18 protein-coding genes and 5 pseudogenes are annotated in these 22,122 nt (G+C 68.2%); 10 read left to right on the top strand and 13 right to left on the bottom strand.

Features of this window, described 5'->3' with window-relative positions; all coding sequences use genetic code 11:
- The first annotated feature begins 9 nt into the window (after positions 1-9).
- The 3 genes and pseudogenes from OHB49_RS11715 to OHB49_RS11705 form a co-directional block, all read left to right on the top strand.
- A complete protein-coding gene (locus OHB49_RS11715; protein WP_329160069.1) occupies positions 10-756 on the top strand; it encodes a histidine phosphatase family protein in 747 nt (248 codons plus the stop codon).
- Positions 757-923: 167 nt separating this feature from the next.
- On the top strand, positions 924-2,129 hold the full coding sequence (locus OHB49_RS11710; protein ID WP_329160067.1) for a condensation domain-containing protein: 1,206 nt from the start codon (positions 924-926) through the stop codon (positions 2,127-2,129).
- 134 nt (positions 2,130-2,263) lie between these two features.
- Positions 2,264-2,677, top strand: a pseudogene (locus OHB49_RS11705) (transposase); the annotation flags it as partial.
- Positions 2,678-2,734: 57 nt separating this feature from the next.
- On the opposite strand, the gene OHB49_RS11700 reads toward OHB49_RS11705, so the two are convergent.
- Positions 2,735-3,973, bottom strand: a complete 1,239-nt coding sequence (locus tag OHB49_RS11700; protein ID WP_329160066.1) for an IS256 family transposase — start codon at positions 3,971-3,973, stop codon at positions 2,735-2,737.
- A gap of 180 nt (positions 3,974-4,153) precedes the next feature.
- Positions 4,154-4,381 carry a hypothetical protein gene (locus OHB49_RS11695; RefSeq protein ID WP_329160064.1) on the bottom strand — a complete coding sequence of 76 codons (228 nt, stop codon included), beginning with the start codon at positions 4,379-4,381 and terminating at the stop codon, positions 4,154-4,156.
- A gap of 118 nt (positions 4,382-4,499) precedes the next feature.
- Between OHB49_RS11695 and OHB49_RS11690 the strand changes: the two are divergent.
- Positions 4,500-4,592, top strand: a pseudogene (locus OHB49_RS11690) (hypothetical protein); the annotation flags it as partial.
- 54 nt (positions 4,593-4,646) lie between these two features.
- Positions 4,647-4,847, top strand: a pseudogene (locus OHB49_RS11685) (ISAzo13-like element transposase-related protein); the annotation flags it as partial.
- Here the strand turns inward: OHB49_RS11685 and OHB49_RS11680 are convergent.
- The 8 genes and pseudogenes from OHB49_RS11680 to OHB49_RS11645 form a co-directional block, all read right to left on the bottom strand.
- Positions 4,848-5,168: pseudogene (locus OHB49_RS11680) on the bottom strand (hypothetical protein); the annotation flags it as partial.
- A gap of 32 nt (positions 5,169-5,200) precedes the next feature.
- The gene (locus OHB49_RS11675; protein WP_329160062.1) at positions 5,201-6,706 is read right to left on the bottom strand and encodes an ATP-binding protein; all 1,506 of its coding nucleotides are present in this window, start codon (positions 6,704-6,706) and stop codon (positions 5,201-5,203) included.
- 26 nt (positions 6,707-6,732) lie between these two features.
- Positions 6,733-7,185 (bottom strand): DUF6238 family protein, encoded by a 453-nt coding sequence (locus tag OHB49_RS11670; protein ID WP_329160060.1) that lies wholly within the window; start codon positions 7,183-7,185, stop codon positions 6,733-6,735.
- A gap of 25 nt (positions 7,186-7,210) precedes the next feature.
- Positions 7,211-8,680: an SCO6880 family protein gene (locus tag OHB49_RS11665; protein ID WP_329160058.1), complete on the bottom strand. Its 1,470-nt coding sequence runs from the start codon at positions 8,678-8,680 to the stop codon at positions 7,211-7,213.
- 132 nt (positions 8,681-8,812) lie between these two features.
- Positions 8,813-10,222 (bottom strand): SCO6881 family protein, encoded by a 1,410-nt coding sequence (locus OHB49_RS11660; protein WP_240136735.1) that lies wholly within the window; start codon positions 10,220-10,222, stop codon positions 8,813-8,815.
- 28 nt (positions 10,223-10,250) lie between these two features.
- Positions 10,251-10,931: a hypothetical protein gene (locus OHB49_RS11655; RefSeq protein WP_329160055.1), complete on the bottom strand. Its 681-nt coding sequence runs from the start codon at positions 10,929-10,931 to the stop codon at positions 10,251-10,253.
- On the bottom strand, positions 10,931-11,239 hold the full coding sequence (locus OHB49_RS11650) for a DUF6112 family protein (RefSeq protein WP_011029048.1): 309 nt from the start codon (positions 11,237-11,239) through the stop codon (positions 10,931-10,933). The genes OHB49_RS11655 and OHB49_RS11650 overlap by 1 nt, the downstream gene beginning before the upstream one ends.
- Positions 11,240-11,327: 88 nt before the next feature.
- Complete coding sequence (locus OHB49_RS11645) at positions 11,328-12,473, bottom strand: C40 family peptidase (RefSeq protein ID WP_329160050.1); 1,146 nt, start codon at positions 12,471-12,473, stop codon at positions 11,328-11,330.
- A 580-nt stretch (positions 12,474-13,053) separates the two neighbouring features.
- On the opposite strand from OHB49_RS11645, the gene OHB49_RS11640 reads away from it, so the two are divergent.
- A complete protein-coding gene (locus OHB49_RS11640; protein ID WP_329160049.1) occupies positions 13,054-13,800 on the top strand; it encodes a DNA-methyltransferase in 747 nt (248 codons plus the stop codon).
- A 99-nt stretch (positions 13,801-13,899) separates the two neighbouring features.
- On the opposite strand, the gene OHB49_RS11635 is transcribed toward OHB49_RS11640, so the two are convergent.
- Positions 13,900-14,835 (bottom strand): DUF5655 domain-containing protein, encoded by a 936-nt coding sequence (locus OHB49_RS11635; protein ID WP_329166447.1) that lies wholly within the window; start codon positions 14,833-14,835, stop codon positions 13,900-13,902.
- Positions 14,836-14,991: 156 nt separating this feature from the next.
- Here OHB49_RS11635 and OHB49_RS11630 point away from each other — a divergent pair, with 156 nt between their 5' ends.
- The 4 genes from OHB49_RS11630 (at position 14,992) to OHB49_RS11615 (ending at position 19,316) form a co-directional block, all read left to right on the top strand.
- Positions 14,992-15,678 (top strand): hypothetical protein, encoded by a 687-nt coding sequence (locus OHB49_RS11630; protein ID WP_329160047.1) that lies wholly within the window; start codon positions 14,992-14,994, stop codon positions 15,676-15,678.
- Positions 15,679-15,827: 149 nt separating this feature from the next.
- The gene (locus tag OHB49_RS11625; protein WP_329160045.1) at positions 15,828-16,574 is read left to right on the top strand and encodes a hypothetical protein; all 747 of its coding nucleotides are present in this window, start codon (positions 15,828-15,830) and stop codon (positions 16,572-16,574) included.
- Entirely contained in the window at positions 16,571-18,331 is a 1,761-nt protein-coding gene (locus OHB49_RS11620) for an Hsp70 family protein (protein WP_329160043.1), read from the top strand. Before OHB49_RS11625 ends, OHB49_RS11620 begins: the two co-directional genes overlap by 4 nt.
- Before the next feature lie 187 nt (positions 18,332-18,518).
- The gene (locus tag OHB49_RS11615) at positions 18,519-19,316 is read left to right on the top strand and encodes an 8-oxoguanine DNA glycosylase OGG fold protein (RefSeq protein WP_329160041.1); all 798 of its coding nucleotides are present in this window, start codon (positions 18,519-18,521) and stop codon (positions 19,314-19,316) included.
- 1,507 nt (positions 19,317-20,823) lie between these two features.
- On the opposite strand, the gene OHB49_RS11610 is transcribed toward OHB49_RS11615, so the two are convergent.
- Both OHB49_RS11610 and OHB49_RS11605 read right to left on the bottom strand, forming a co-directional pair.
- On the bottom strand, positions 20,824-21,783 hold the full coding sequence (locus OHB49_RS11610; protein WP_329160040.1) for an ATP-binding protein: 960 nt from the start codon (positions 21,781-21,783) through the stop codon (positions 20,824-20,826).
- A gap of 89 nt (positions 21,784-21,872) precedes the next feature.
- Positions 21,873-22,102, bottom strand: a pseudogene (locus OHB49_RS11605) (hypothetical protein); the annotation flags it as partial.
- Positions 22,103-22,122: the final 20 nt, after the last annotated feature.

Raw genomic sequence — 22,122 nt, 5'->3', positions numbered from 1 at the left:
GGTGATTGCATGCAGCTCATTCTCGTCCGTCACGGTCAGTCCACCAATAACGTGCGGCTCGCCGAGGCACTGGCAGCCGGACTCAGGGGGAGTCCAGCCTACGAGCGGATCACCGCAGACGTGAATCACTACCGGGGCCGGGTGCCCGACCCACCACTGTCCGCTCTCGGCATGCGGCAGGCTGAGGCGTTGGGAAGGGCACTGCTCGACGAGCGGGCTCCCTTCACGCCGACGCACCTGTACGCCAGCCCGACGATACGGGCGGTGCAGACCGTCCGTCCGCTCGCCGACGCCGCCCGGCGGCCTGTGCTGTTGCAACCGGATGCCTACGAAGTCGGTGGGATCCATGTGTTCGACCCTCCGACGCGCACGCGCCAGGCCCGTTCGGGGGCGACACTGATGGAGCTTCTCCAGCACTGTCCGAGTGCCGAGGCGCCGCCCGGCCTTTTCCACGCATCTGACGAGCCGTGGAGTGGTGGGCTCGAGACCCAGGACGAGCAGGCCGGCCCCCGCGCTCAGCGTCTGCTCGCCCGACTGCGCGAGGCGCACGAGCCCGACGACGTCGTGCTCCTGGTGACTCATCAGCATTTCAGCCAGTTCCTGCTGGCGGCGGCGCTTGGCTTGGACGGGCCGCAGGGGCAACGCTTTCGGCTGGACAACACCGGGCACCTGTCACTGAGATTTGACGGTGGCCCCGCCGGCCTTGACTGGCTCAACCGTGTCGAGCACCTTGAACCAGAGGACATTTCGAACTGAAAATATGCGGCTTTGCGTGCGAACAGGTGCGCGACGTGGGCGTCAGCGGCGCATCATTTCACCAAGACCATTGATGAAATCATGAAGATTCTTGGAGCCTGGTTCACATAATGGATCACACGAAACAAGCATATTCATCTTCAAGCCCCGGTCTCCCTCTCAGCTACGTGCAGCTCGACCTGATGGCCAAGATCGGCCGGCATCCCGAGGCCGCGCACTTCTATGATGCGCTTTTCCTTTTCCGCGTGGCAGATGGCACGGACGTCATCGCCTTGCGTCGAGCCCTTGAGCTGCTGTGGCGGCGACACGAATCGCTCCGACTCGCCTACGACCCGGGGTCTGCGACGCTCGTTGAACTCGACGACAGCGAAGCCTCGATTCCACCGCTCGAGTATCGGGCCAACCTGGACGAAGTGCGGCAATTCGCTCGCGACGTCCGTTACGGCTACCCTCTTCCCCGCGCACCTCTCTTCCGGGCCAGGCTCGTTGCTGACTCCACGCAGACTTACCTGGTACTCGCCATTCACCACCTCATCTACGACGGCTGGTCGTTGGGTGTGCTGTGGCGGGACCTGAAGGCAATACATGAGGCCGCCGTAGGCGCCGACGGCGAGACCATTGTTGAACCAGCTCCGAGGGCGTCACCCCTGGCAGCCGGCCAATATGCGGCGTGGGCCAGCCTCGGGGAAGAGGCGTTGAGCCACTGGCGACGCGAGCTTCAGGGCTACCGGCCTCCGCTCCTGGCACAGTCGGTGTCCCCTAATGGCCCGGGCCCGGCGGCCTACGAAATGAGGACCGATGCGTTCCGGCTCAGCGAGAAGGCGTTCCATGCCGCCAAAGGCTTGGCGCGGGAGGCCCGGACGTCGCTCTTCACCGCGCTGGCAGCTACGTCAACGCTCGCGCTTTCGCGGGTTACCGGTGATCGAGACTGGCTGATCGGCACCGATACCGCCAATCGTGAGGCGTCCGCGACTCGGGAGATTCTAGGTTTCTTGGTATCGACCCGAGTGGTCCGCCTGAGAGTCCAGGAAGGCGCCGTCAGTGCTGTGATCGCGGAGTTGTCGGCGGGGCTCAAGCGGAGTCAGCCTTACGCTGCCATCCCATTCGAGAAAATCGCGATGGAGTGCGGCCATCCCGCCCTATTGAAGATCAACCAGGCGCATCGGATCGCGGATACCCCTGAGGCCATGGGTCTACGAGAACTGTCCATCGATGAACCGGCCCCACGGTACTGGCGCAGGCTACTGTGGGCCTGGCAGCCTTCGCACAAAGATGTCGCCTACTCCTTGATCTCACAATCTGACGTGGTCGATGAGGCGGTCGTCAGGGACATCGCGCTTGAGGTGGAGCGCGTCCTGGGGGTTGAGCGGTAGCTGTCGGAGCGCGTCCGGGCGGGTCTCGTATTCGCGGGCGGGTAGGCGATGCCAGGAGGAGGTCTGTGTAGTAAACGGCTCTGTCTTACTTGCAGTGGTGACGGAGAGTGACCGGCATCGTTGATGTTGCATGCATGACATCAACGAGCCTGTGTACGGTGTTTTCAGACCTGTCTCCGCTGGTCATCGAGGATGCGCGGGATGAGGGCCAGCGGATAGTGGTTCGAGCGCGGACGCCGTGCGGGAAGGCACTTTGCCCGCACTGTGGTGCCCGGTCGGGGCGGGTGCACAGATACCACGTACGGACCGTCGCGGACGTTCCCGTTGACTTAGACGTGCTGCCCGGCCGCACCGTCGAGGTGTTGGAGGGGTGGCTGCGTAAGCATCCGGGTGTCGAGATCGTGTGCCGGGACGGCTGGGCCGCCTACGCCGAGGCGATACGCCGGGCACTGCCCGAGGCGGTGCAGGTCGGTGACCGGTGGCACATCTGGCACAACCTCGCCGAAGCCGTCCGCAGGAAGGTCGCCGCGCACAGCACCTGCTGGGCGAAGAGTGGCCAGCCGCCCCGCGAGGGTGGGTCGTGTCCCTCGTCGTGGTGTTGGGGATCAACCGGGGGGCGTGTTTGGAGTGTTGGGCAGCGCCGGGGCGCTTTCGGGGAGTTCGCGGTAGATCTCGCCCATGCTGCCTTCGGGGAGGTAGCGGCGGGGGAAGGCGATCCATTCGTCGTGCATCTCGAAGAGCACGGCGGTGACCAGCCGGATGAGCGCGTCGTCGTTGGGAAAGACCTGGACGACGTCGATCCTGCGCTTGATCTCCCGGTTCACCCGCTCCAGCGGGTTCGTCGACTGGATCTCCTTCCAGTGCCTGGGCGGGAAGTCCGCGAAGGCGGTCAGATCCTCCTTCGCTTCCAACAGCATCGCTTTGACCTTGGGGAACTGGGCGCCGAGCATGTCGGCGACGGTGTCCAGCTGAGTGCGCACGAGGCCGGCGGTGGGCTGGGTGAAGACCGTGCGGATCGTCGCGGCGACCATTTCACCGGAATCCCGGTCGATCACGCTGAAGACATTGCGCAGGAAATGAACCCTGCACCGCTGCCAGGCGGCGCCGAGCATCACCTTGCGGACCGCGGCGACCAGTCCGGCATGCTGGTCGGTGACGACCAGGCGGACCCCGGACAGGCCGCGCTCACGCAGCGAGCGCAGGAACTCCTTCCAGAACGCCTCGCTCTCGCTGTCTCCCACCATCAGCCCGAGGACCTCGCGGCCTCCGTCCTCGGTGATGCCGGTGGCGACCACCACGGCCCGCGAGACGATCTGGTGGTTCACCCGCGCCTTGCAGTAGGTCGCGTCCAGGTAGACGTAGGGGAAGCGGACATGATCCAGCGGGCGGGTGCGGAACGCGGTCAGCGGCTCGTCCAGAGTCGTGCAGATCCGCGAGACCTCCGACTTGGAGATGCCGCTGTCCCCGCCGAGGGCTTTGACCAGGTCATCCACGCTGCGGGTGGAGACGCCGTGCACGTATGCCTCCATGATCACCGCGTAGAGAGCCTGGTCGATGCGGCGCCGTCGCTCCAGCAGTGAGGGGAAGAAGCTGCCGGTGCGGACCTTGGGGATCTCCAGGTCCAGGTCGCCGGCCAGCGTGGTCAGCACCTTCTCGCGGTGCCCGTTGCGGACGTTGGTCCGCGTCGGCGTGTGCTCGTTCCACTCCGCGCCGACATGTGCGGTCGCCTCGGCCTCGATCAGCTCCTGCACCATTCGCTGGGCTACGGCGCGGATGAACTCGATTCCGTCGGTCGAACGTAGTGACTCAAGGAGCCTTATCAGCTCAGACTGGGACAGGGCCATCGTGCACTCCTCGTGGTTGAACTGGGCGTTCACCAAGAAGAGTTACGCGGTGGCCCGCCTCCTGTTCAGGGAGCGGTACTCGCTCGTGGAAGTGCGCCCCGGGCAGACGCCCGCGCACTCCCGGCCGCTGATCCCATACACCACAACGAGGGACACCATCCGAGGGTGTCCAGGCCTGTCTCACCTGCGGTGGTGACGGAAGGTGAAGTTATCCCAGAGCCACTCACCGTACAGACCCCCTCGTACCAGGCCGCCCGACAGCATCGGGTCACCGTCACCGGACCGCTGCCGGGCAACCCCACCCGCCAGCACCGCCAGAATGAAGGCTTCTGCCGGGACGACTTCCACATCGACTACGACCGCCGACAGGTCACCTGCCCCCAGGCCCAGGTCAGCGCGGGCTGGCACGACCCCTACCCCACCTCCTCACCCACCGCGGCCCCACTGATCGTGGCACGATTCACCAAGAGCCAGCGTCGCCCCGGCCCGCACCCAGTGCACCAGAACCGCCAACAGCGCCCGCACCGTGGGTTTTCCCCCGCGAGAACTCCGCGACCTGCAACTCCGCGTCCGTACCGAGCAACAGACACCCGAGTGGAAGGCTCGCTACGCAGTCCGCTCCGGAGTGGAGAGCACAGTCAACGAGTTCGCCCACGGACACGGCATGCGCCAGCTCGCAGCTGAATCCGGGCTGACGATCACCGTGTGTCACCTACCACCAGGCACTTCGAAGTGGAACAAAATCGAGCACCGGCTCTTCTCGCACATCACCATGAACTGGAGCGGCCGCCCGCTGACGAGCCACGAAGTCACCGTGCAGTCGATCGCCGCGACCACCACCCGCACCGGACTGCGTGTGAGAGCTGAACTCGACGATCGGCCCCTCGACGTAGTCGGGGCCGTCGGCGGCGGCGCGGACCCCGGCCAGCACCTCGGGTCCGTGGTCGAGGAACACCTCGGCGTGCTTCCACACTTCGGCGTCCCGCTTGACCTTCCCGTCCCCGTAGACCTTGTCGTCCAGCGGCCAGCCGTCCGCGTCGCAGAGCGAGTCCGAAACCGCGTCCCAGGCGTCGCACGCCTCGTTGATCCCGGCGGCGGCCGAGGCCAATGCCGGGAGGTGCCGTCGCCACGCCAAAGGGTCGGTGGCCTGCGACGGCTGGTTGTCACCGGAGGAAGGAGTGGAAGAAGCAGACATGATCGATTCCCGTTGCTGTGCTGGTCGTTGGGCTAGGCGGCCATGCGGGCGTCTGTGTCGAACAGCTCCCGCTCGGCCGGGTGGAGGATGTGCTGGGTGATGAACGAGCGGCCGGCGACCTTCCACAGACCTCGGCCCTTGGTCAGGGCGGACACCGCCTGGGTCTCGACGCCGGTCAGGCCGAGCAGGGATGCAGCGGCGGTGAGCTGGTCGGGCTCTTGGCGGTAGATGATGCGCGTGCTGCAGTCCGCGAGGAGCCCCTCGGCCAGGACCCGGCCGCGCGACCCGGCGTCGCCCGCCGAGAGCAAATCGCTGAGGCGGTGGATCACCATCAGGTTCGCGATGCCCAGCCCTCGGGAGAGCTTCCACTGGCTCTGCATCCGCTCCAGCAGCCCGACGTGCCGCATCAGCCGCCACGCCTCGTCGTAGATCACCCAGCGCCGACCGCCATCGGGATCACTGAGTGCTGACTCCATCCACGCGCTCGCGCACGTCATCGCGAGCACCAGTGCCGTGTCGTCACCGGATCCGCCGAGACGGGAGAGGTCGATGGACAGCATCGGCGTCGTCGGATCGAACGACACCGTCGACGGCGCGTCGAACATGCCGCTCAAGTCGCCGTGCACGAGACGTCGCAGGGCGTGGGCGAGGTCCTGGGCGGCTGAACCGAGGTGCCCCGCCTGGTGGCCGAGGGCCTGGTCGAGGCGTTCGGGGGAGCCGAGTACGTGTGCGATCTCGCCGAGCAGCGGCACCGTGCCTCGGGCGGCGGCGTCAGCGACGACCAGATCCAGGGCCAGGTCGAGAGCGGTGTGCTCCATCGGCAGCAGGTCGCGCTTCAGCACGGTGCGGGCGAGGCTGGCCAGCAGCAGCAGACGGCGCTTGCGAACCTCCGTGAACCAGTCCTCTTCGCTCACGGAGGCGGGCCGGGCCGGAGCGTCCAGCGGGTTCAACCGGCCGGGGAGCCCCGGGCCCAGGGCGATGCTGTAGCCGCCGAGGGCCTGCGAAACGCCGGTCCACTCTCCCTTGGGATCGCAGGGGATGTAGATCCGGTAGCCGTGGGCGATCGACCGGGTGGCGATCGACTTCGCCAGCGCCGACTTGCCCATGCCGATGATCCCGGCCAGGACCGCGTTGGGGTTGGTGAAGCCCTCCACCCTGCCGCTGTTGTAGAGCGAGAACGGGTCGAAGCAGAAGGCCGCCTCCGCGTGCACATCGCGGCCGATGAACACCCCTTCGGCGCCCAGGCCGCCCTCGGCCACGAACGGGTACGCGCCGCTGGCTGTGGCGGTGGTCATCCGGTGGGCGGGCAGGTCGAGCTTGCCGCCGCGGGCGGAGGCCGGACCGGGGCGACCGGCGGGCGGGTAGGTGGGCCGCAGATCCGGGTCGAGGGTCTGCTCGGCGCGGTGCTTGGGCGGGTTTCCGGCGAGGCGTGCCTGGCGGCGGGCTTCGGTGAAACCGGCTCGGGCGGCTCGCTGTTCGGCGCGTGTCGTCTTACGGGGCACGAACAGAGGGGAGGCGCTGGCGCGGGTACGGGGCATGAGCGTTTCTCCAGATGAGGGGTGGGTCAGCGGCGGACGAGGCCGGTGAACGGTGCGTGCAGGTCGGCCGGGGTGGTGCGCTGCCGGACGAGATGAGCGGTGCGCTGGTGGCGCTGGCAGATGGTCAGGCCCGGTGCTCCCTCCGGAAGGCTGGCCTGCCACGCCTCCGGTGCGGGGATCTCGCCGGAGTCCGGCCGGGGCGCCGCGTGGTAGGCGGCGTGGAGGTGCTCGGCGGCCTGCCAGATGCGGGTGCGGGCGGTACGGAGCTGGTCGCCCTCGACCGCGACGAGCTGCCCGGTGCGACCGGTGTGGGCGTCGAGCAGCCCGTACAGCGAGACGAGGTGGGCGTGCAGGGTGTCCAGCTCGGCCCGGGTGGTGACCAGCGGGCCGCCCGGGATGTTGAGTGCCCGGTGGAAGTCGAGCGCGGCGGTGGCGAAGGGCACGAAGTCCTGCGCGGTCGGGCTGGCGGTGCGGGACATGAGGGTGCTCTTTCGAGGGGAAGGGTCAGGCAGCGAGCGCGAGCGGCAGGGCGGCGGCGGTGAACGCCTCGGCCTGCTGCCAGGTCAGCGGCCGGAGATCGAGCTGGGCGCTGACAGCGGCGGTCTCCACGACGGCGCAGGCGGTGCGCAGCTCGTCCTCGGTGTCGGCCGAGACGGTCAGCAGACCGGTCAGGGCGACATCGGCGTGCCCGGCGATGAGCTGGCGTTCGCGGGACTTGATGTCCTCCTGGTACTCGATCGAGTCCGCCTCGGAGTCGACCTGGCCGCGCCGGGTCCGTTCGGCGGCGTCGGCGATCACGCTGGACTTCTTGCGCTGCACGTCGCGCAGGGCGGCGTCGAGGTTCTTCGGCTCGTAGGAGAGCGACAGCGTGCGCCGGACGCCGCCGGTGAACAGGAGCTGGTGCAGGAAGCCAGCGCTGGTCTCGGTGCGCGGCCAGTTCTCCACCCAGTAGGTGGCGTGCACGGCGGAGTCGGTGGCGATGTGGTCCGCCTTCTCGACGACCACGACGGGGCCGGCGGCGGCGGGCTCGGCCTCGGGGCGACCGGCCGTGGACCAGCGGTCGAGTGTCGCCAGCGCCTTCGGGTCGTAGGAGGTGCGCACCACGGCGGCGATCTCGCGGGCGGTGAGCCAGCCCGTCGGGGTGAGACCGGCGGTCCGCGCCGCCTGGTCGAACGTGGAGGTGAGCTGGGCGAGGACGCTGAAGGCACCGGTGAGACCGCCGCCGGCCTGGTTGATCAGCCGACGGGCCGCCTTGGTGTCCAGGGACACCGCGACGTACGCCTCGTGCGGGGCGGCTGCGGGACCGGCGCTCTGGATCAGCTCGTTGTAGATCGCGCCGGCCATCGGGGTGTCGGGGCGGCCGTGCTCTTCCCAGTAGCGGCGCAGCGCGTCGCCGGAGTCGGGGATGGTGCGCTCGATCACCTGGATGCGGGCGATCTGCCCGGTACGGGCGAGAGCTGCCAGCGCGCGTCCCCAGCCGCCGACGTTGGCCTGCTGGGTGCCGGGGTCGAGCAGGGCGTAGGCGCGGGAGGAGACCTTGACCACCGCGGTCAGCGTCCCGGTGTGCGGGTTGTGGACGGCGCCGTACTTGCCGTCGGGAGCGGTGGTCACGCGCAGGCTGGCAGCGGTGCCGGGAAGGTGGAGCAGTCCCTCGCGGGTCGGCCGGCGGGAGGGCCGGGTGAGCCAGACGAGCTGGCCTCGCATCCGGCGCAGCGCGTACCGGACGACGATCGGGGCCCAGTCCGCCAGAGCACGGCCTCGGTGGCGGACGAAGACGAGCAGGGCGATCACGGCCCACAGCGGGATGAGCTGGAGGGCGCCGACCACACCGCGGGCAAGGATCACGGCGAGAAGGAGAAGGCCGGTGAGCCCGGCGACGACCAACTGCGGGACGGACAGGCCGAGCAGGACGCCGCGCCTGCTGCGGTGCGGGAACTTCACGGTGGGCGTGGAGGACTGGTGCTTGCCGGACATGGTGGTTCCAGACGGTGGGAGCGGGCGGAGGACGGGGCGCGCGGCGCTCTTCTGGACGTCATGGCGAAACCTTCCTGCTGGTGGGGGGCGGGGGCGGGCCGTGGAGTGCGGCCCGCCCCCGGGGGATATGGGTCAGGAACCCGACGGCGGCTGGGTGGGATACACCCAGTTCGTCGGCGTCGCGGAGCCGGTGGCCGACGGTCCGGACGCGGACGCCGGAGTGCCCGAGGCCGAAGGTCCGGGGTCGGCTGGCGGCATGGAGGTCATGTCGCCGCCCGGAGCCGATGCGGCTGCGAGGTGACCGGATCCGCCCGCAACGCCTTGGGCAGCCGATTCGGACCCTTCCGGTTCGTCCTCGCCAGGACGTGTGATCAGTGGCGGGATCCCGGGGCGCTGGATCAGAGCCCGGCCCTTGTCGCCGCTCGCGTCCGGGTCTTCGCCGTACCGGAAGCGGGTCTGCTGCTTGGGCGGCCCGGCGTCGATGCCCTCCTTGCTCAGGTTGCCGCCGGAGGGGTTGATGCCGGAGGCGACGCCATCGGTGCCCGCGCCCGGGACCTGGTTCGGACCCTGCGGAGCGGGGGCGCCGGTACCGGCCCGCAGCGCGAGGCTGCCTGCGGTCTTTGCGGCTCCTGCGGCGACCGCCATGCCGGCGACACCGGTGCGGTGCATGTCGTCGTGGCCGCCGCCGTCGCTGGCCCAGTGGACGAACTTGTACGTCGCGTAGGGGCAGAGCAACACCAGGACCATCACGACGATGCCGGCCATGGCGTCGGACAGGGCCGCCATTCCGTCGCTGGCGTCTGTCTTGCCCATGGCGGAGACGCCGATGAGGAAGACCACGGTCATCAACAGCTTGGAGACGATCAGGGTGCCGGTGGCCTCGATCCAGCCGCGCCGCCACCGTTTGGCGACTTCCCAGCCGCCGCCCGCCCCGGCGAACACCGCGAGCGCGACCATGATCAGGACGCCGACCTTGCGGGCCACCATCACGCCCCAGTAGAGGAAGGCACCGATCGCGCACCCGAAGGCCACCAGCGCGGGCACACCCCAGCCGAGGCCGTACATGGCCCCCATCTGATCAACCTTGATCACACGACGGATCGCGTCGTCGATCGAGGTGTTGGCGGCTTTGAAGAGGCCGTCGGACAGCGCGTCCACCACGGTGATGGCGACGGTCGTGAAAGCGATGGCGGAGAAGCTGAAGAGGACTCCGGTCATGGTGCCGAACGCCGCCTTGGCGAGGGCACGTTCGTCTCGGCGCCAGGCCGCGGTCATGAGCTGGATGCAGAAGATGCCGACGGTCAGGGCGAGGCCGATGGGCAGCAGCAGCTCGTAGTTGTCGCGGAACCATCCGGCGTTGAGGTCGATGGCCGTCGTCTTGTTGACGGCCTTGGCGGCCAAGTCGGCCGCGCTGGAAGCCAGCTCGCCCGCCGACTTCGCGATCCACGCGCCGAGACCGTCGGTGACGGTGCCGGCGGGGTTGGTGGCGAAGTCGACAGCGCCGCACACCTTGTCCATCAGCGGGAAGTCGCAGACTCCCATGGGTCGTACCTCCGTTCTGGGGCGAGGATCAGGGCGCGACGGACGGCATGACGCCGACCAGGGCGCAGGAGTGGTTGGGCCGGCACTGGACCGCGAGGGTGGTGGACCGGCTCTCCGCGCCGCCGGCAGCCGAGCCCTTCCAGCGAATCGACTGCTTGCCGGAGACCGTGACGGCGTAGACGTACGCCTCGGTGATCGCCCCGGGGTCGTCTTGGAGAGCCTGGGTAAAGGCGTGCGGGAAGTGCCCCTCGTTGATCTTTGCGGTGGCGACCTGCTTGTTGGCCGCCATCTCCTTCCACAGCACGGCCGAGGGGACCGCCTGGTCGACGGAGGCCGGGTCGGCGTACTTCGACTCCGTGGTCAGCCAGCCGCGCAGCGCCTTGCGCAGCTCGGGCTGCGAGTACGCGCGGGTGTCGTACGACCACAGCGCTGCTGCGGCGGCCTTCCCGTACGTGATCGGGTCGTGGGTTTTCGGCGGAACGGGCAGAGCGCGGGGCCGTGTGTGCGGCCCGGACGGTGCCGCGGGCGACGAGGACGCCGTGGGCGAACTCGGCGGTGGGGAAGCAGTATCGGAGGGGCTTCGGCCCTCGCGGGTGAGGTAGGCGGCCAGGCCGGCGAGGGCGACGAGCACCGCCAGGACGGCAGTGCCGAGCAGCGCCCGGCGGCGCACGCGAGATGCGCCGCCGGGGTGGGTGGTGTGCTGAGCCATCAGTGGACCTGCGTCCCGAGCGTCGAGAAGAACGCCACTACACCGTTGGCCGCACCGAGAAGAAGGGCCGCGCCCGCGCTGACCAGCACGCCCTTCTTCCCGTTCGCCTCGGCCTGGTGACCACCGGAGTGGTGACCCCAGGCCCACACGCCCGCACTGACGGCGAGGGCTCCGACCACGGCAATGAGTCCGAACAAGTTGATCGAGCCCATCACCTGCTTGAGGACGTTGAGGCCAGGGAGCCCGCCCTCATTGGGCTTGATTCCGGGGTCGTAGGCGAGCTGTATGACCTGTTCAGCGAGATACACGGGAACTCCAGTTCGAATGAGCACACGCCAAAGCCCGGAGGGGCGAACCAGCGGTGCGAGGGGAGGTGAGGAGGGGGAGGAGGGCCGGTCAGACGACTCGGCGGGCCGCGAGAATCCGCGATTTCAAGGACGCGACGGTGGTGATCCGTACGACGTCACCGGTGTGCGGGGCGTGGACGATCAGGCCCTGCCCGATCGCCATCCCGACGTGTTCCGGTACGGCGGCCGTCCCCTCGGTGAAGAGGAGGTCGCCCGGCTTGAGGGCATCGACCGAGACGGCCTTGCCGTCCTTGACCTGCGTGTACGTGGTCCGCGTCAGGGTGACCCCGGCGGCCTTGTACGCGCCCTGCATCAGGGAGGAGCAGTCGCAGCGGCCCATCGGGTTTTTGCCGTGGGAGTCGGTGCACGTGCCGCCCCACTGATACGGGGTACCGAGCTGGCCGAGCGCCCACCGGATCGCCGTCTGTACCTTCGGCGGCGCGGAGGCGGGAATCTTGTACTCCTCCGGCAGTGCGCCCGCCGGGATGGTGCCCAAGTCCGTCCCGTCGCCGTCCGCCGAACAACCCCCCGCGGAATCGCGAGAGGGGCTGCCGGTGTCGGCAGAGCCGGACGGCGACGGGCTCGGCGATGAGCCGCCGGCCTTCTGCAGCAGGGGCTCGATGGCCTTCTGCAGGGCGGTGGCCAGCGGCTCCCATTTGGCGTACGCCTCCGGGAAGCCCGACTTCTGTACCGCCTGGGCGGCCTGGGTGACAGAGAGGGACTGCCAGCCGGAGACCTTCTTGAGCCCTTCGTAGAACTTCGTCGAGGCGTACACCGGGTCGAGGATCTGGCTGGCCGTACCCCAGCCCATCGACGGCCGCTGCTGGAAGAGACCCAGCGAATCGCGGTCGCCGTAGGTCAGGTTCCGCAGGCCGCTCTCCTGCAGCGCGGTCGCCAGGGCGACGACCTGCCCTCGGGCGGGGATGTTCATCGCGACGCCCGTGGCCTGGATCGTCTTGGCGTTGGGCACCTGGTCGGCAGGCGCGTCCAGACCCGGCACGGAGACCGAGCCCTTGTCGCCGCCGTCCAGGATGGCCTTCACCTGCTTGGCGACGGCGGAGGCGTCCACACCCTGTGCACCGTCGGTCGAGCACGAAGCCGAGGCGGTCCCGGCACCGATGCCAAGGATCGGCAGTGCCAGCAGGAGCGGTCCGGTGGCGCACAGACCGACGAGGGCTCCCGTCGTCTTCTTCACGGCCGCCGCCGTGCAGCGCGACGGCGGTGCGGACGGGGCGACGGAGGTGGGTCGGGGCGTGGGTGTGTCAGGGCATGCTGCATCGCAGCGGCTCCTCGGTGTTCGAAGGAGACGCGGTGCCGACTTCTCGTGCAAAGCCGTCGGCACCGCGCCGATGTGCATCCGCCTCTCGGCGGGCCCGGGTCAGAGGAGTTGGTAGCTCCAGGACGCCGGTTTCAGGTCACGCGCGGCAGCCAGCCGCGCTCGTAATCTCAGGCAGTGCACGTGGGCCTCCTCACGGCGCTCGCGGGCAGATGGGCAACATGCCTCCGACGCTGCTCGATTGGCCGAGACGGCACGGATAAGCACAGCTCAACGGGGGTGGAGCAGTGCTCCTTCCCGGTGGCACGGCGAGACAGTAGACCGGGATTCCGGCCGCGCCAAACGACTGCCATCCAGGGGTCCGAAGCAGGGAGCCGCCTCGCTAGGCGCGGCCGGAATTCGCCGTTAACCTCCGCTGCAACCTCGCACCGGATGCACGCCGTTGAGCGCTGCCCGGAGCAGGTCCAGACTCCGCCGCGCCCGAAGAGAGGCCCTTGCCATGAGCTACACGCTGCACCGAGGCGACGCCCTGACCGTCCTGAAGTCCCTCCCGGACGAGAGCGTCCAGGCGGTGATCACCGATCCGCCGTACAACTCCGGGGGCCGCACCAGCTCCGACCGGACCGGCCGTACCGCACGTGCCAAGTACGTCACCAGCAACTCGGCGCACGACCTCGCCAACTTCCCCGGCGAGAACCGCGACCAGCGCTCCTACCGCTCCTGGCTCACCGAACTGCTCACCGAGGCGTACCGGGCCTCGACCGAGCACGCGGTCGCGATGGTCTTCACCGACTGGCGACAGGAGCCGACCACCTCCGACGCCCTGCAGATGGCGGGATGGACCTGGAGCGGCACGATTCCGTGGATCAAGCCGTCCAGCCGGCCCCGCAAGGGCGGGCCGAAGCAGGACTCGGAGTTCATCATCTGGGGCGTCAAGGGCTCCCTCGACAACACCCGCGACCTCTACCTGCCGGGGCACTACATCGCCTCCCAGCCCCGCAAGGGCCGGGTTCACATCACCCAGAAGCCGGTCGAGGTCATGCAGCAGCTCGTCCAGGTCTGCCCCGAGGGCGGCACCGTCCTCGACCCGTTCACCGGCAGCGGCTCCACCGGGGTCGCGGCCCTGCGCGAGGGACGCCGCTTCGTGGGCGTCGAGCTGTCCGCGCACTACGCCGACGTCGCCAATGAGCGGCTGCGGGCCGAACTGACGAAGGACGACTTCGAGCTGGCCGGACCGGAGGCATGAGCGTGAGAGCGAAGAGAGGCCAGGGCCGGCGGCCCACAGACGCCAAAGGGGCGGCTGGAGCATCGACTAACCGATGCACCAGCCGCCCCTCCTGTTACGTCAGGCCGCCTCGAACGCCCGCCGGATCAGCGGCGCCGCCTTCTCCAAGTCGGCTGCCGAGACGACGCGGACCTCCAGGTCGCCGGTCCCAAGGTGTCCGATACCGCGCATGTCCCGGGTGAAGCCCTCCTCCAACTCGACCGTTTCCGGGTCGAGTCTGAGGTACACCAGGATCGCCTCGTGCTTCGGACGGAAGATCACCGACGCCACGTTCACCAACCGCCGGTAGGCGATGTAGTGCCGCAACGGCGCCACCTCCACCTCGCCCCATGCCGTGAGCGCCTCGTCGAGTTCCGCGTACAGGTCCCGCAGGCACTCCGGCACCCCTCCTCCACCCGCGGGCGGAGAGACCGCCGAAGCCGTCGGTACGCTGTCCGCCACGGGTGCCCGCTCCCGGCCCCGGCGAGACGAGGCAGCGCTCGGGAAGCCGGTCGCGGCGTCCACGAGCAGCAGCCCCAGCAGGCCACCGTCGAAGATCCGGTAGCGCACCAGGTCGATCCGCTCGGGCAACCTCTGCACCGCCACCCGGTCGTGGTGCGAGAAGCCCGCCGCGACGCAGATCATCCGCGGACGGCGCCAGTCGACAGACTCGGCGGCCTCCGCCCCCAGCACCTTCCGCACGAGCGCCTCGAACTCGTGGTGTGCCGATTCCAGCCAGGACAGATAGGAGACCGCCTGGGACATGACCCCGCTGTCCGAGCCCTTTTTGAACTCGATCACCACCGGGCTGCCGTTCTCATCGAGCCCCAGGGTGTCGATCCGCCCCCGGTGCCAGGGGCCAGTCGGATACTCCGATGCCAGGAAACGGACGCCCAGCATCTGCTCCAGGCCGGCCTCGACCCGCCGCTGCAGCTCCACCTCCAGCGCCACCGTCGAGCCGGCCAGCTCGACATCCCGTCCGTCCGCGTCCTGCCGGAACATCATCAGCTCGGCCACCAGCGCCCCCTCCCGCGATCTCTGCATGGAGGCCAATCGAACGAACGCCCTGGTTATTCCACCTCTAGCGCGCCGGACAGTCTGGTGGGGCCGGTTCATGCTGAGGGGTAGCGGAAGACGCCTGCGTGGCCGGTTGCCCTTGTAATCGAGCATCTAATGCACCGTGCCCTCCTCCGCGGGGACGGCGAGACGGCGGAACAGCGGAGGAAGGCGGCGCTCACCATGGCCGCGAGGCTTCGGCACCACTCACAGCCGGTGCGCTGGGAGGCCCAGAACGTCCATGCCTACCTGCGCGCCGGCCAGGAGATGACGGAGTCCCTCAAACTCCTGGAGCAGGATGCCGAAGGCCGTCCCCCAGTGCGGGACCAACTCGGCGGAGGTGCCGTGGCCATGCTGCGGAAGAATCGGAGCTTCCTGGAGGACCGGCCCCTCGGAGAACGCGACCAGCCGCTCAACCCGTATTTGGTGCTCGGCGTACCCGACGGGGCGGACGACTGGAAGAAGGCCTGGCGCGCCCTGAGGAAGGAGCTCGACGACAGCGGCCGCGTCCGGATCAACGGCGCCAAGGACATGATCGAGAAGGCCGAGCGGGAGCAGCAGGAAGTACCCCGGTTTGCCGTTCCGCTCGCCCCACACCGCTGGAAGGACCCCACCGGCACGAGCCACCGGCTGGAACTCCCGCCAGAGCCCCTACAGAGGCTCACCGCGCCGCCCACGGACAGCGACCGCGCGTGGTCTCGCTCCGAGGCGGCCCGAGAAATAATCACCAGGGCGACAGAACGCCTTTCCCTGGCTGCTGAAGACCCCGCAGCCCTTGAAGACTCAGAGAGCAGCACATCGTGAGCAACGGAGCCGGTAAAGGCGACAGTGGTTCTCGCTCCCCTGACGGATCCCAGCGGAAACGGGGACGCGGGCCGAACAGCGGAAGCGCGCGGAACCGTGGGGAGCGAAGGGCGGCCGAGGCCGCTCCCTGGCGGTTCGCTGAGAGCCACATGCCCGGCTTCGTCCCGGGGAGCCTGGACGCCGCCGCGATCCTGAAGTCGGTCAACGAGACGCTCCTGCCCGTGGTGGAGAGAGAGTTGGAGCAGGCGACGGAAAGACTGGGCGCAGCGCTGGCCGACAAGGAGACCGAGGCCGATCTGGTCTCCGTCTTCCGGGCCGAGCTGATGCGCCGAGTGCTTCCCCAGTTCACCGAAGCAGTCCGCGCGGGTGTGCTGGAGAGTGTCCGTACACGCCAGATGCACTTGGCTCAATTGGCCGTCCTGCACCGGCAGGCGCTGGATGCGAAGAGCCTGCAGGTGGTGGTGACCCGCCTCGACCACCTGGCGGCGAAGGCCGGCCTGCAGATCGTCGGTGACTCGGGCGATCAGTCGTTGTTCAACGTCGTGGAGGACCCGCCCGGTGTCATGAAGAAGGGCCCGGTCACCCTTGAACTCGTCGCGCCGGCCTACGTCGACAAGGAGTCCGGGAAGCTTGTCGAACGGGGCTGGCTGCGAGCCGTTGCCAAGGTTCCACCCGAGGAAATGACGCCCCGGCAGAGGCGTAGAGCAACCCATGCCGAAGGTGAGAAGAAGCAGCCTGAGAAGGAGGCTCCTGCACAGCAGGAGAGGAAGAAGTACCACCGGGGTCAGGAACCCGAAAAGCAGCAGAACAGAGGCAACGGGCAGCGAAACGGCGGGTCGCGCCCCGGTCCTGAAGGAAACGGGGACCGCCGGACGAAGCGGAGGGGAACGCGATGACTTTCGGTATCGACTTCGGCACCAGCAACTCCGTGGTGGCCCACTGGAACGGGCACACCACCGAAGTGCTGCCGGTCGACGGCGACAACGTGCCCGCCCAGTGGCAGATGTCCGAGTTCGAGCAGCTCTTCCCCTCCGTGCTGTCCGTCCGCGACCTCCAGCGCACCCTCTGCTTCGGCTGGGAGGCGAAGACCGGCACGAGCGAGCCGCTCGACGCAGTGAAGCGCATGCTCGGCACGCGCTCCGGTGCCGATAAGGACGGCGACATCGACGGCCTCGAGGTCACGGCCCAGCTCGAGGAGCACCACGTCTGGGTCGGCTCGGAGAAGTTCCACAGCACGGTCGCGGCCGCCTCCCTCTTCAGCCGGATGAAGGAAGGCGTCTCTGCCCAGCTGCTCGACCTCTCCGACGCGGTCGTCACCGTCCCCGCCAATGCCACAGGCGGCGCCCGCTACCGCACCCGTGCCGCGGCAGCACTCGGCGGAGTGAAGGTTCGGGCCCTGCTCAACGAGCCCACCGCGGCTGCGATCTCGTACGCCCACGACGTCCCGATCCCCGGCCGTTTCCTCGTATTCGACTGGGGCGGCGGCACCATCGATGTCACAGTCCTCGAATACGACGACGGCCTCTTCGAGGAGCAGACCTCCCGCGGTATCACCGCCCTCGGAGGCCTGGAGTTCGACAACGCGCTGGCCCAGCTGATCCAGCAGAAGATGGGTCTGACCGCGGACCAGCTCACCAAGGCCGAACGACGCCGGTGGCGCCGGTCGGTCGAGCTGACGAAGATCGCCCTGTCCTCCGTGCCGATGGACGGCGCGCTCTTCTTCGACCTCCCGGTCGGCCTCGCCCCCTTGATCTCGAGGCGTGAGGTGAGGATCACCGCGGCCGAGTACACCAAGGCGATCACCCCGCTCATCATCCGCGCCCTCGAGCCGGTCCAGCAGGCCCTGGAAGACTTGGCCATCACCCCGGACGACATTGACTCCGTACTGATGATCGGCGGCACCTCGCAGATCCCCCAGGTGCGTCAGGCTCTGGGCGAGCTCCTCGGCCACGACCGCATCGTCGACAGCGGCCTGTGCCGACCCATGACCGCCGTCGCCCGAGGCGCGGCCATCTATGCGGCCTCCCTCGACGGCGAACTCGGCGATGACAGCGACTTTTCCCTGGTGACCAGCTACGACCTGGGCACGGCCGTGAGCGCGGGCGAGCAGAGGGGCTTCCGCGCCATCATCCGACGCAATGCCACGCTCCCTGCGGAGGGTTCGGCCAACTTCTACCCGGACACGCCGGGCGCTTCCTCCGTGCGCGTGTCGGTGATCGAGGGCGAAGTCGGCTACCCGGCCGACAGCGACCGTGCCTTCCCCCTGGCCAACATCGAGGTGCCTCTCCCAACCCGCGAACAGGACGTCCGCCGGAACATGATCGAGGTCAAGTTCCGCTACAACGAGAGCGGCATCCTGCGCTTCACCGCCACCCACGCGGCCACCGGCAAGCAGCTCGCCGAGCGCGAGATCGACTCCTTCGGCCCCGACGGCACCCCACTGCAGCACGGCCTCGACGACGAACTGACCCGACTCTTGGCCCACACCGTCCGCCCGTTCGCCGACGGCTCCTCCAACGTCCGACACCGCTCGGCAGCCGAAACGGCCAACGCCCGCCCCGCACCGATCGACATGTCCGTGCGCGTGGTGGAGGCCGACCCTGCCGTAACGGTCAACGGCGAGCCGCAGCGAGTGGTGACGGGGGGACTTTGACCAGCCTCTGGGCTCTGTGGCGGAAATTCCTGGGTGCGCCAGTAGCTCGCTCCACTGTCTGCGACGGGACTATACGGTCTTCTTCGCTGTAACTCCCGATCAAGGAAGAACAGCTGCCAAAGAAATCAAGGCAGGTAGGTCGTACCACGATGACGCGTCAGATGAGGAAGAGGGGGCGACGTTAGCCATGCGGTACGACCAGAGCCGGGCGGACAAGCTTGATGAGATGATGGTCGAACTGCTGCTGCCGGAAAGCGCGGTGGAGCCACTGGGGCTGTGGCTAGCCGACCCAGAGCGCGGTCAGCGGTACGCGAACGGGTGTGGCCCCCACAGCATCCCGTACACGCCATCCAAGTGGATAGTCGTAGCGCCGTGGCCCGGCACCTTTGCCGACCGGGCGGCGGCCGATTCGGCCTCGGTGAGCCGAGCCGAGGTCGTGGCCGCGGTCCGGGCCGCGGAGCAGTCCGAGAGCTGGACAGAGGCGTTCGTGGCCACGCAGGTGTGGGGCTACGGTGTTACAGGCTACGGCCCGTACCGCACTCGTCAGGTGCTCGCCCAGCCCAGCGCTGAGGCCGTCCTCACCGAGGCGGTGTCCCTGCTCGTCGACGAGGGCGCGGTCGCAGCCTACGAGGTGCTGAACACTCTCGATGGCCTCGGTCCGGCGTTCCTCACCAAATTCCTCTACTTCGCGGGCCAGGCGCTGCCAGACGTGAAGGGCCCGCGTCCCCTGATCCTCGACAGCGTGCTCGCCGGGGTCCTGCGCAGGCACGCCACGAAGGTTGGACGTGCGGTTGGCTACGAGTGGTCCGAGGCGATCGCCAAGTGGATCTGGCGCGACAGCGGCTGGAGTTCCCACCGTTACGACGTCTACCTCCGGTGGATGTACGCCGCCAACGAGCGACTCGCGGCCGCGTCTATCGACTGGCCCGCAGCCCCAGACGTGCTCGAGCTGGCCCTCTTCAGCGCCGCCTGGGACCCGGAATAACCGTATCGCCGGGTGTTCACCTTGTGAGGCCTTGGTTCAGGTGCTTGCCCATGGCCGCAGCCAAGTCCCGAGGCCTCGAACGTCAGCAGACGATGACCGTTCTATCTTGGAGATGGTCCCGCCAGGTGGTGTAGGGGATCAAGCGCCGGAACCCGCAGATCGGGGCGTGGCTATGTCGGGGCAGGTGTCCGGCCCGCCTCAGCAGGACGCCTGGCGGGCTGCCGCCTTCCACGGAGGGCGTCCTGGGACGCGATCTGGATGAATGTCTACTCGCCCTATCAGGATGGCTGCACCGACGTCCGGTCGAGCCGTACGGATCGCCGCGACCAACGCGTACAGGTGCGGATCGAACACGGGCCGATACTTCGTGGGCGGCGACTGCATCGACACGAACCGCACTTGCGGGTCGCCGACGGGGACGTGGGACGCCACCGTCACCGCCGCTCCTCGGACGTTGCGAGGCCACTTCGACGACGACTCTCCGTGAAGGCTGACGGGTGCTCAGATATCTCTGACGTGTCGTCACCCATTCGAGATCATCTTGCACGTGCGTTGCACAAGGTGCTGAAAAACAACAGTGATCAATGGAGGGTTGTGAAGGTGGGTATCCGCAGGTCAGCTGGCGGGTTGTGGTGTCGTGCCCCTTGCCTTCAAGGGGCACGGCACCGCGCCGTTCAGATGTCGCGGAAGAGACCAGCCAGCCCTGTGACCTGCCACGACGAACCCCTGCGGGGCGTTGACCTGTGTGAATGTCCTTTCGGCTGTTTCACGCTCATGCCCGTTGATGCAGCCGGAAGTCCCAGAAAAGTCCCAGGAGACTCCCACCGCCAGCGGCCAGTCTTTCGGCTCTATGCAGCGTGCGGGGCTGCGGTGTGGGCTTGGGGCTCGTGCATCGGTGGTCCGCCTTGACTGAACGGCAGCGCACGCTCTGGCAGCGGCTCCATGCGTTTCCTATGACCTCGCACGTGGAGTGCGTGGCGATTCTGGGGCCTGCAGAAAAGGGTGCCTGACCTGCGGTTTTGTCGCCTCGTTGGTTCGCTCGACCTGTTTCCCTCTGTGTAGCGGGTTGAGTGGATAGATTGCTCGTCAACAATTCCTGACCTGCGACTTCGTCGGGAGGCGAGCGCACCGGCGACGCCGTCAACGACTCGTTCGAAGATTCTTGACGCTCAAATGACGCTTGGTTCAGGGCTCTGGGTCAGCCGCTACGCGGCCCGGCGTGAGGTCCTCGGCGACGTGTAGCAGGGAGTGGCCCTGCTGGTGGTGCGGCCACAACATTCGGTACGACACGGCCCCGGAGCTCAAGTGGCTACCCCCACGCGTGCGTGCATCTACCTGCCACTCCAATGGCCCCGGCACGACAGCAGGTCCTCGGAAGCCCACTCTTCTCACACGCCAGGTTCAAGGATGAGGTTCCCCCGCTGTGCAGGAGGTACTGACTAGCTGGTCAGGGCGGGTTGACGGGGTTTCATGTACGCGGTGTGCGGGGAAGTGTCTGGGGCTCTAGTCAGGCGAGTGCCGGAAGCGCGGCAGGGCCGTGCTGAAAGTCGGGGTCGACCTGGGTGGAGAGATCGGTGCCAGTGGCCTCGTTGGCCCAGGCGGTGGCGTTACGCAGGTGGAATTCGACTGCGTGCCGCTGGAAGGCCGCCCAGTTCTTCGTGCGGGCATCGAGTGCGGCGCGAAGCTGGCGCAGGGTCTGCTGGTTGTGGGGTTCCAGGTCGCCATGGGCGCGTCCTTGTTCCTGGGCCCGTACCCAGGAGGAGTGCTCGCAGTAGGCGAGGAGATCGTCGCCGACGTGCTCCCTGAGGAAGAGCAGGTCGTCCTCGCCGGTGACCTTATTGCCGACCACGGCGATCGGGATGCCGAACTCGGCAGCGTGATTGCGGTATTGCCGGTAGACGGAGACACCCTTGCGGGTGGGTTCGGCGACCAGGAAAGTCATGTCGAACCGGGTGAACAGACCGGAGGCGAAGGCGTCGGCGCCGGCGGTCATGTCGACGACGACGTACTCGCCGGGCCCGTCGACGAGATGGTTGAGGTACAGCTCGACGGCGCCGAGCTTGGAGTGGTAGCAGGACACCCCGAGGTCGCTCTCGTCGAACACGCCGGTCACCATCAGTGGGACATCGTCCACGCGCTGCACGTGAGGGGTGTGTACCTCGTCGTCGCCGAGGAGGCGCAGCAGGTTTGAGCCCCGCCCGGCCGGAGTAGTCTTGATCATCGCTTCGGGTGAGGCGATGCGCGGATTGGTGCCACGCAGGTAGTCCTTGATCTCGCCCAGCCGTGCACTGAGAGGCGGGGCAGCGAAGGATTCGCCGGCACCGAGGCCAAGAGCCTCGGCCAGATGCTGGTTGATGTCGCCGTCAATGGCGACGACGGGCGCGCCGGAGCGCGCCAGATGACGGGAGAAGAGAGCGGACAGCGTGGTCTTGCCGCTGCCGCCCTTTCCGACGAAAGCAACGCGCACCACTAACCATCCCTGTTGAAAATGAATGTCATATGGCTGGTCTAATGGAGCGGCTGATCGCCTGTCAAATCGCCGTTCACTCAACCGGCCTACCAAGTAGCTGAGTCAGGTGGGACGGGTGACTGGTGCCTGCTGGCGACCGCGGCTCGGTTCCAGGCGCCGTTGCGAAGCAGGCGAAGGACGTTGAGGGCTACCAGGATGGTGGAGCCTTCGTGGCCGAGGACTCCGAGCGGGGCGGGCGTCCTGCCGGATCCGAGATGGCGAGGCCGGAGATGAGCGTGCCGGCGATCGCGAGGTTCTGCACCACCAGGCGGCGGGCCGGGGTGCAGCTGGCCGCGC

Origin of the sequence: Streptomyces sp. NBC_01717 (assembly GCF_036248255.1) — a bacterium.
Lineage (GTDB): Bacteria > Actinomycetota > Actinomycetes > Streptomycetales > Streptomycetaceae > Streptomyces.
The sequence above is the reverse complement of the archived record's forward strand: the minus strand, read 5'-3'. Positions and strand labels throughout refer to the sequence as shown.

Excerpts from the sequence above, each read along its gene's own strand:
- OHB49_RS11715 (WP_329160069.1), top strand. The coding sequence starts at position 10 with ATGCAGCTCATTCTCGTCCGTCACGGTCAGTCCACCAATAACGTGCGG.
- OHB49_RS11700 (WP_329160066.1), bottom strand. The coding sequence starts at position 3,973 with ATGGCCCTGTCCCAGTCTGAGCTGATAAGGCTCCTTGAGTCACTACGT.
- OHB49_RS11675 (WP_329160062.1), bottom strand. The coding sequence starts at position 6,706 with ATGCCCCGTACCCGCGCCAGCGCCTCCCCTCTGTTCGTGCCCCGTAAG.
- OHB49_RS11670 (WP_329160060.1), bottom strand. The coding sequence starts at position 7,185 with ATGTCCCGCACCGCCAGCCCGACCGCGCAGGACTTCGTGCCCTTCGCC.
- OHB49_RS11665 (WP_329160058.1), bottom strand. The coding sequence starts at position 8,680 with ATGTCCGGCAAGCACCAGTCCTCCACGCCCACCGTGAAGTTCCCGCAC.
- OHB49_RS11660 (WP_240136735.1), bottom strand. The coding sequence starts at position 10,222 with ATGGGAGTCTGCGACTTCCCGCTGATGGACAAGGTGTGCGGCGCTGTC.
- OHB49_RS11655 (WP_329160055.1), bottom strand. The coding sequence starts at position 10,931 with ATGGCTCAGCACACCACCCACCCCGGCGGCGCATCTCGCGTGCGCCGC.
- OHB49_RS11640 (WP_329160049.1), top strand. The coding sequence starts at position 13,054 with ATGAGCTACACGCTGCACCGAGGCGACGCCCTGACCGTCCTGAAGTCC.
- OHB49_RS11630 (WP_329160047.1), top strand. The coding sequence starts at position 14,992 with ATGCACCGTGCCCTCCTCCGCGGGGACGGCGAGACGGCGGAACAGCGG.
- OHB49_RS11625 (WP_329160045.1), top strand. The coding sequence starts at position 15,828 with ATGCCCGGCTTCGTCCCGGGGAGCCTGGACGCCGCCGCGATCCTGAAG.
- OHB49_RS11620 (WP_329160043.1), top strand. The coding sequence starts at position 16,571 with ATGACTTTCGGTATCGACTTCGGCACCAGCAACTCCGTGGTGGCCCAC.
- OHB49_RS11615 (WP_329160041.1), top strand. The coding sequence starts at position 18,519 with ATGCGGTACGACCAGAGCCGGGCGGACAAGCTTGATGAGATGATGGTC.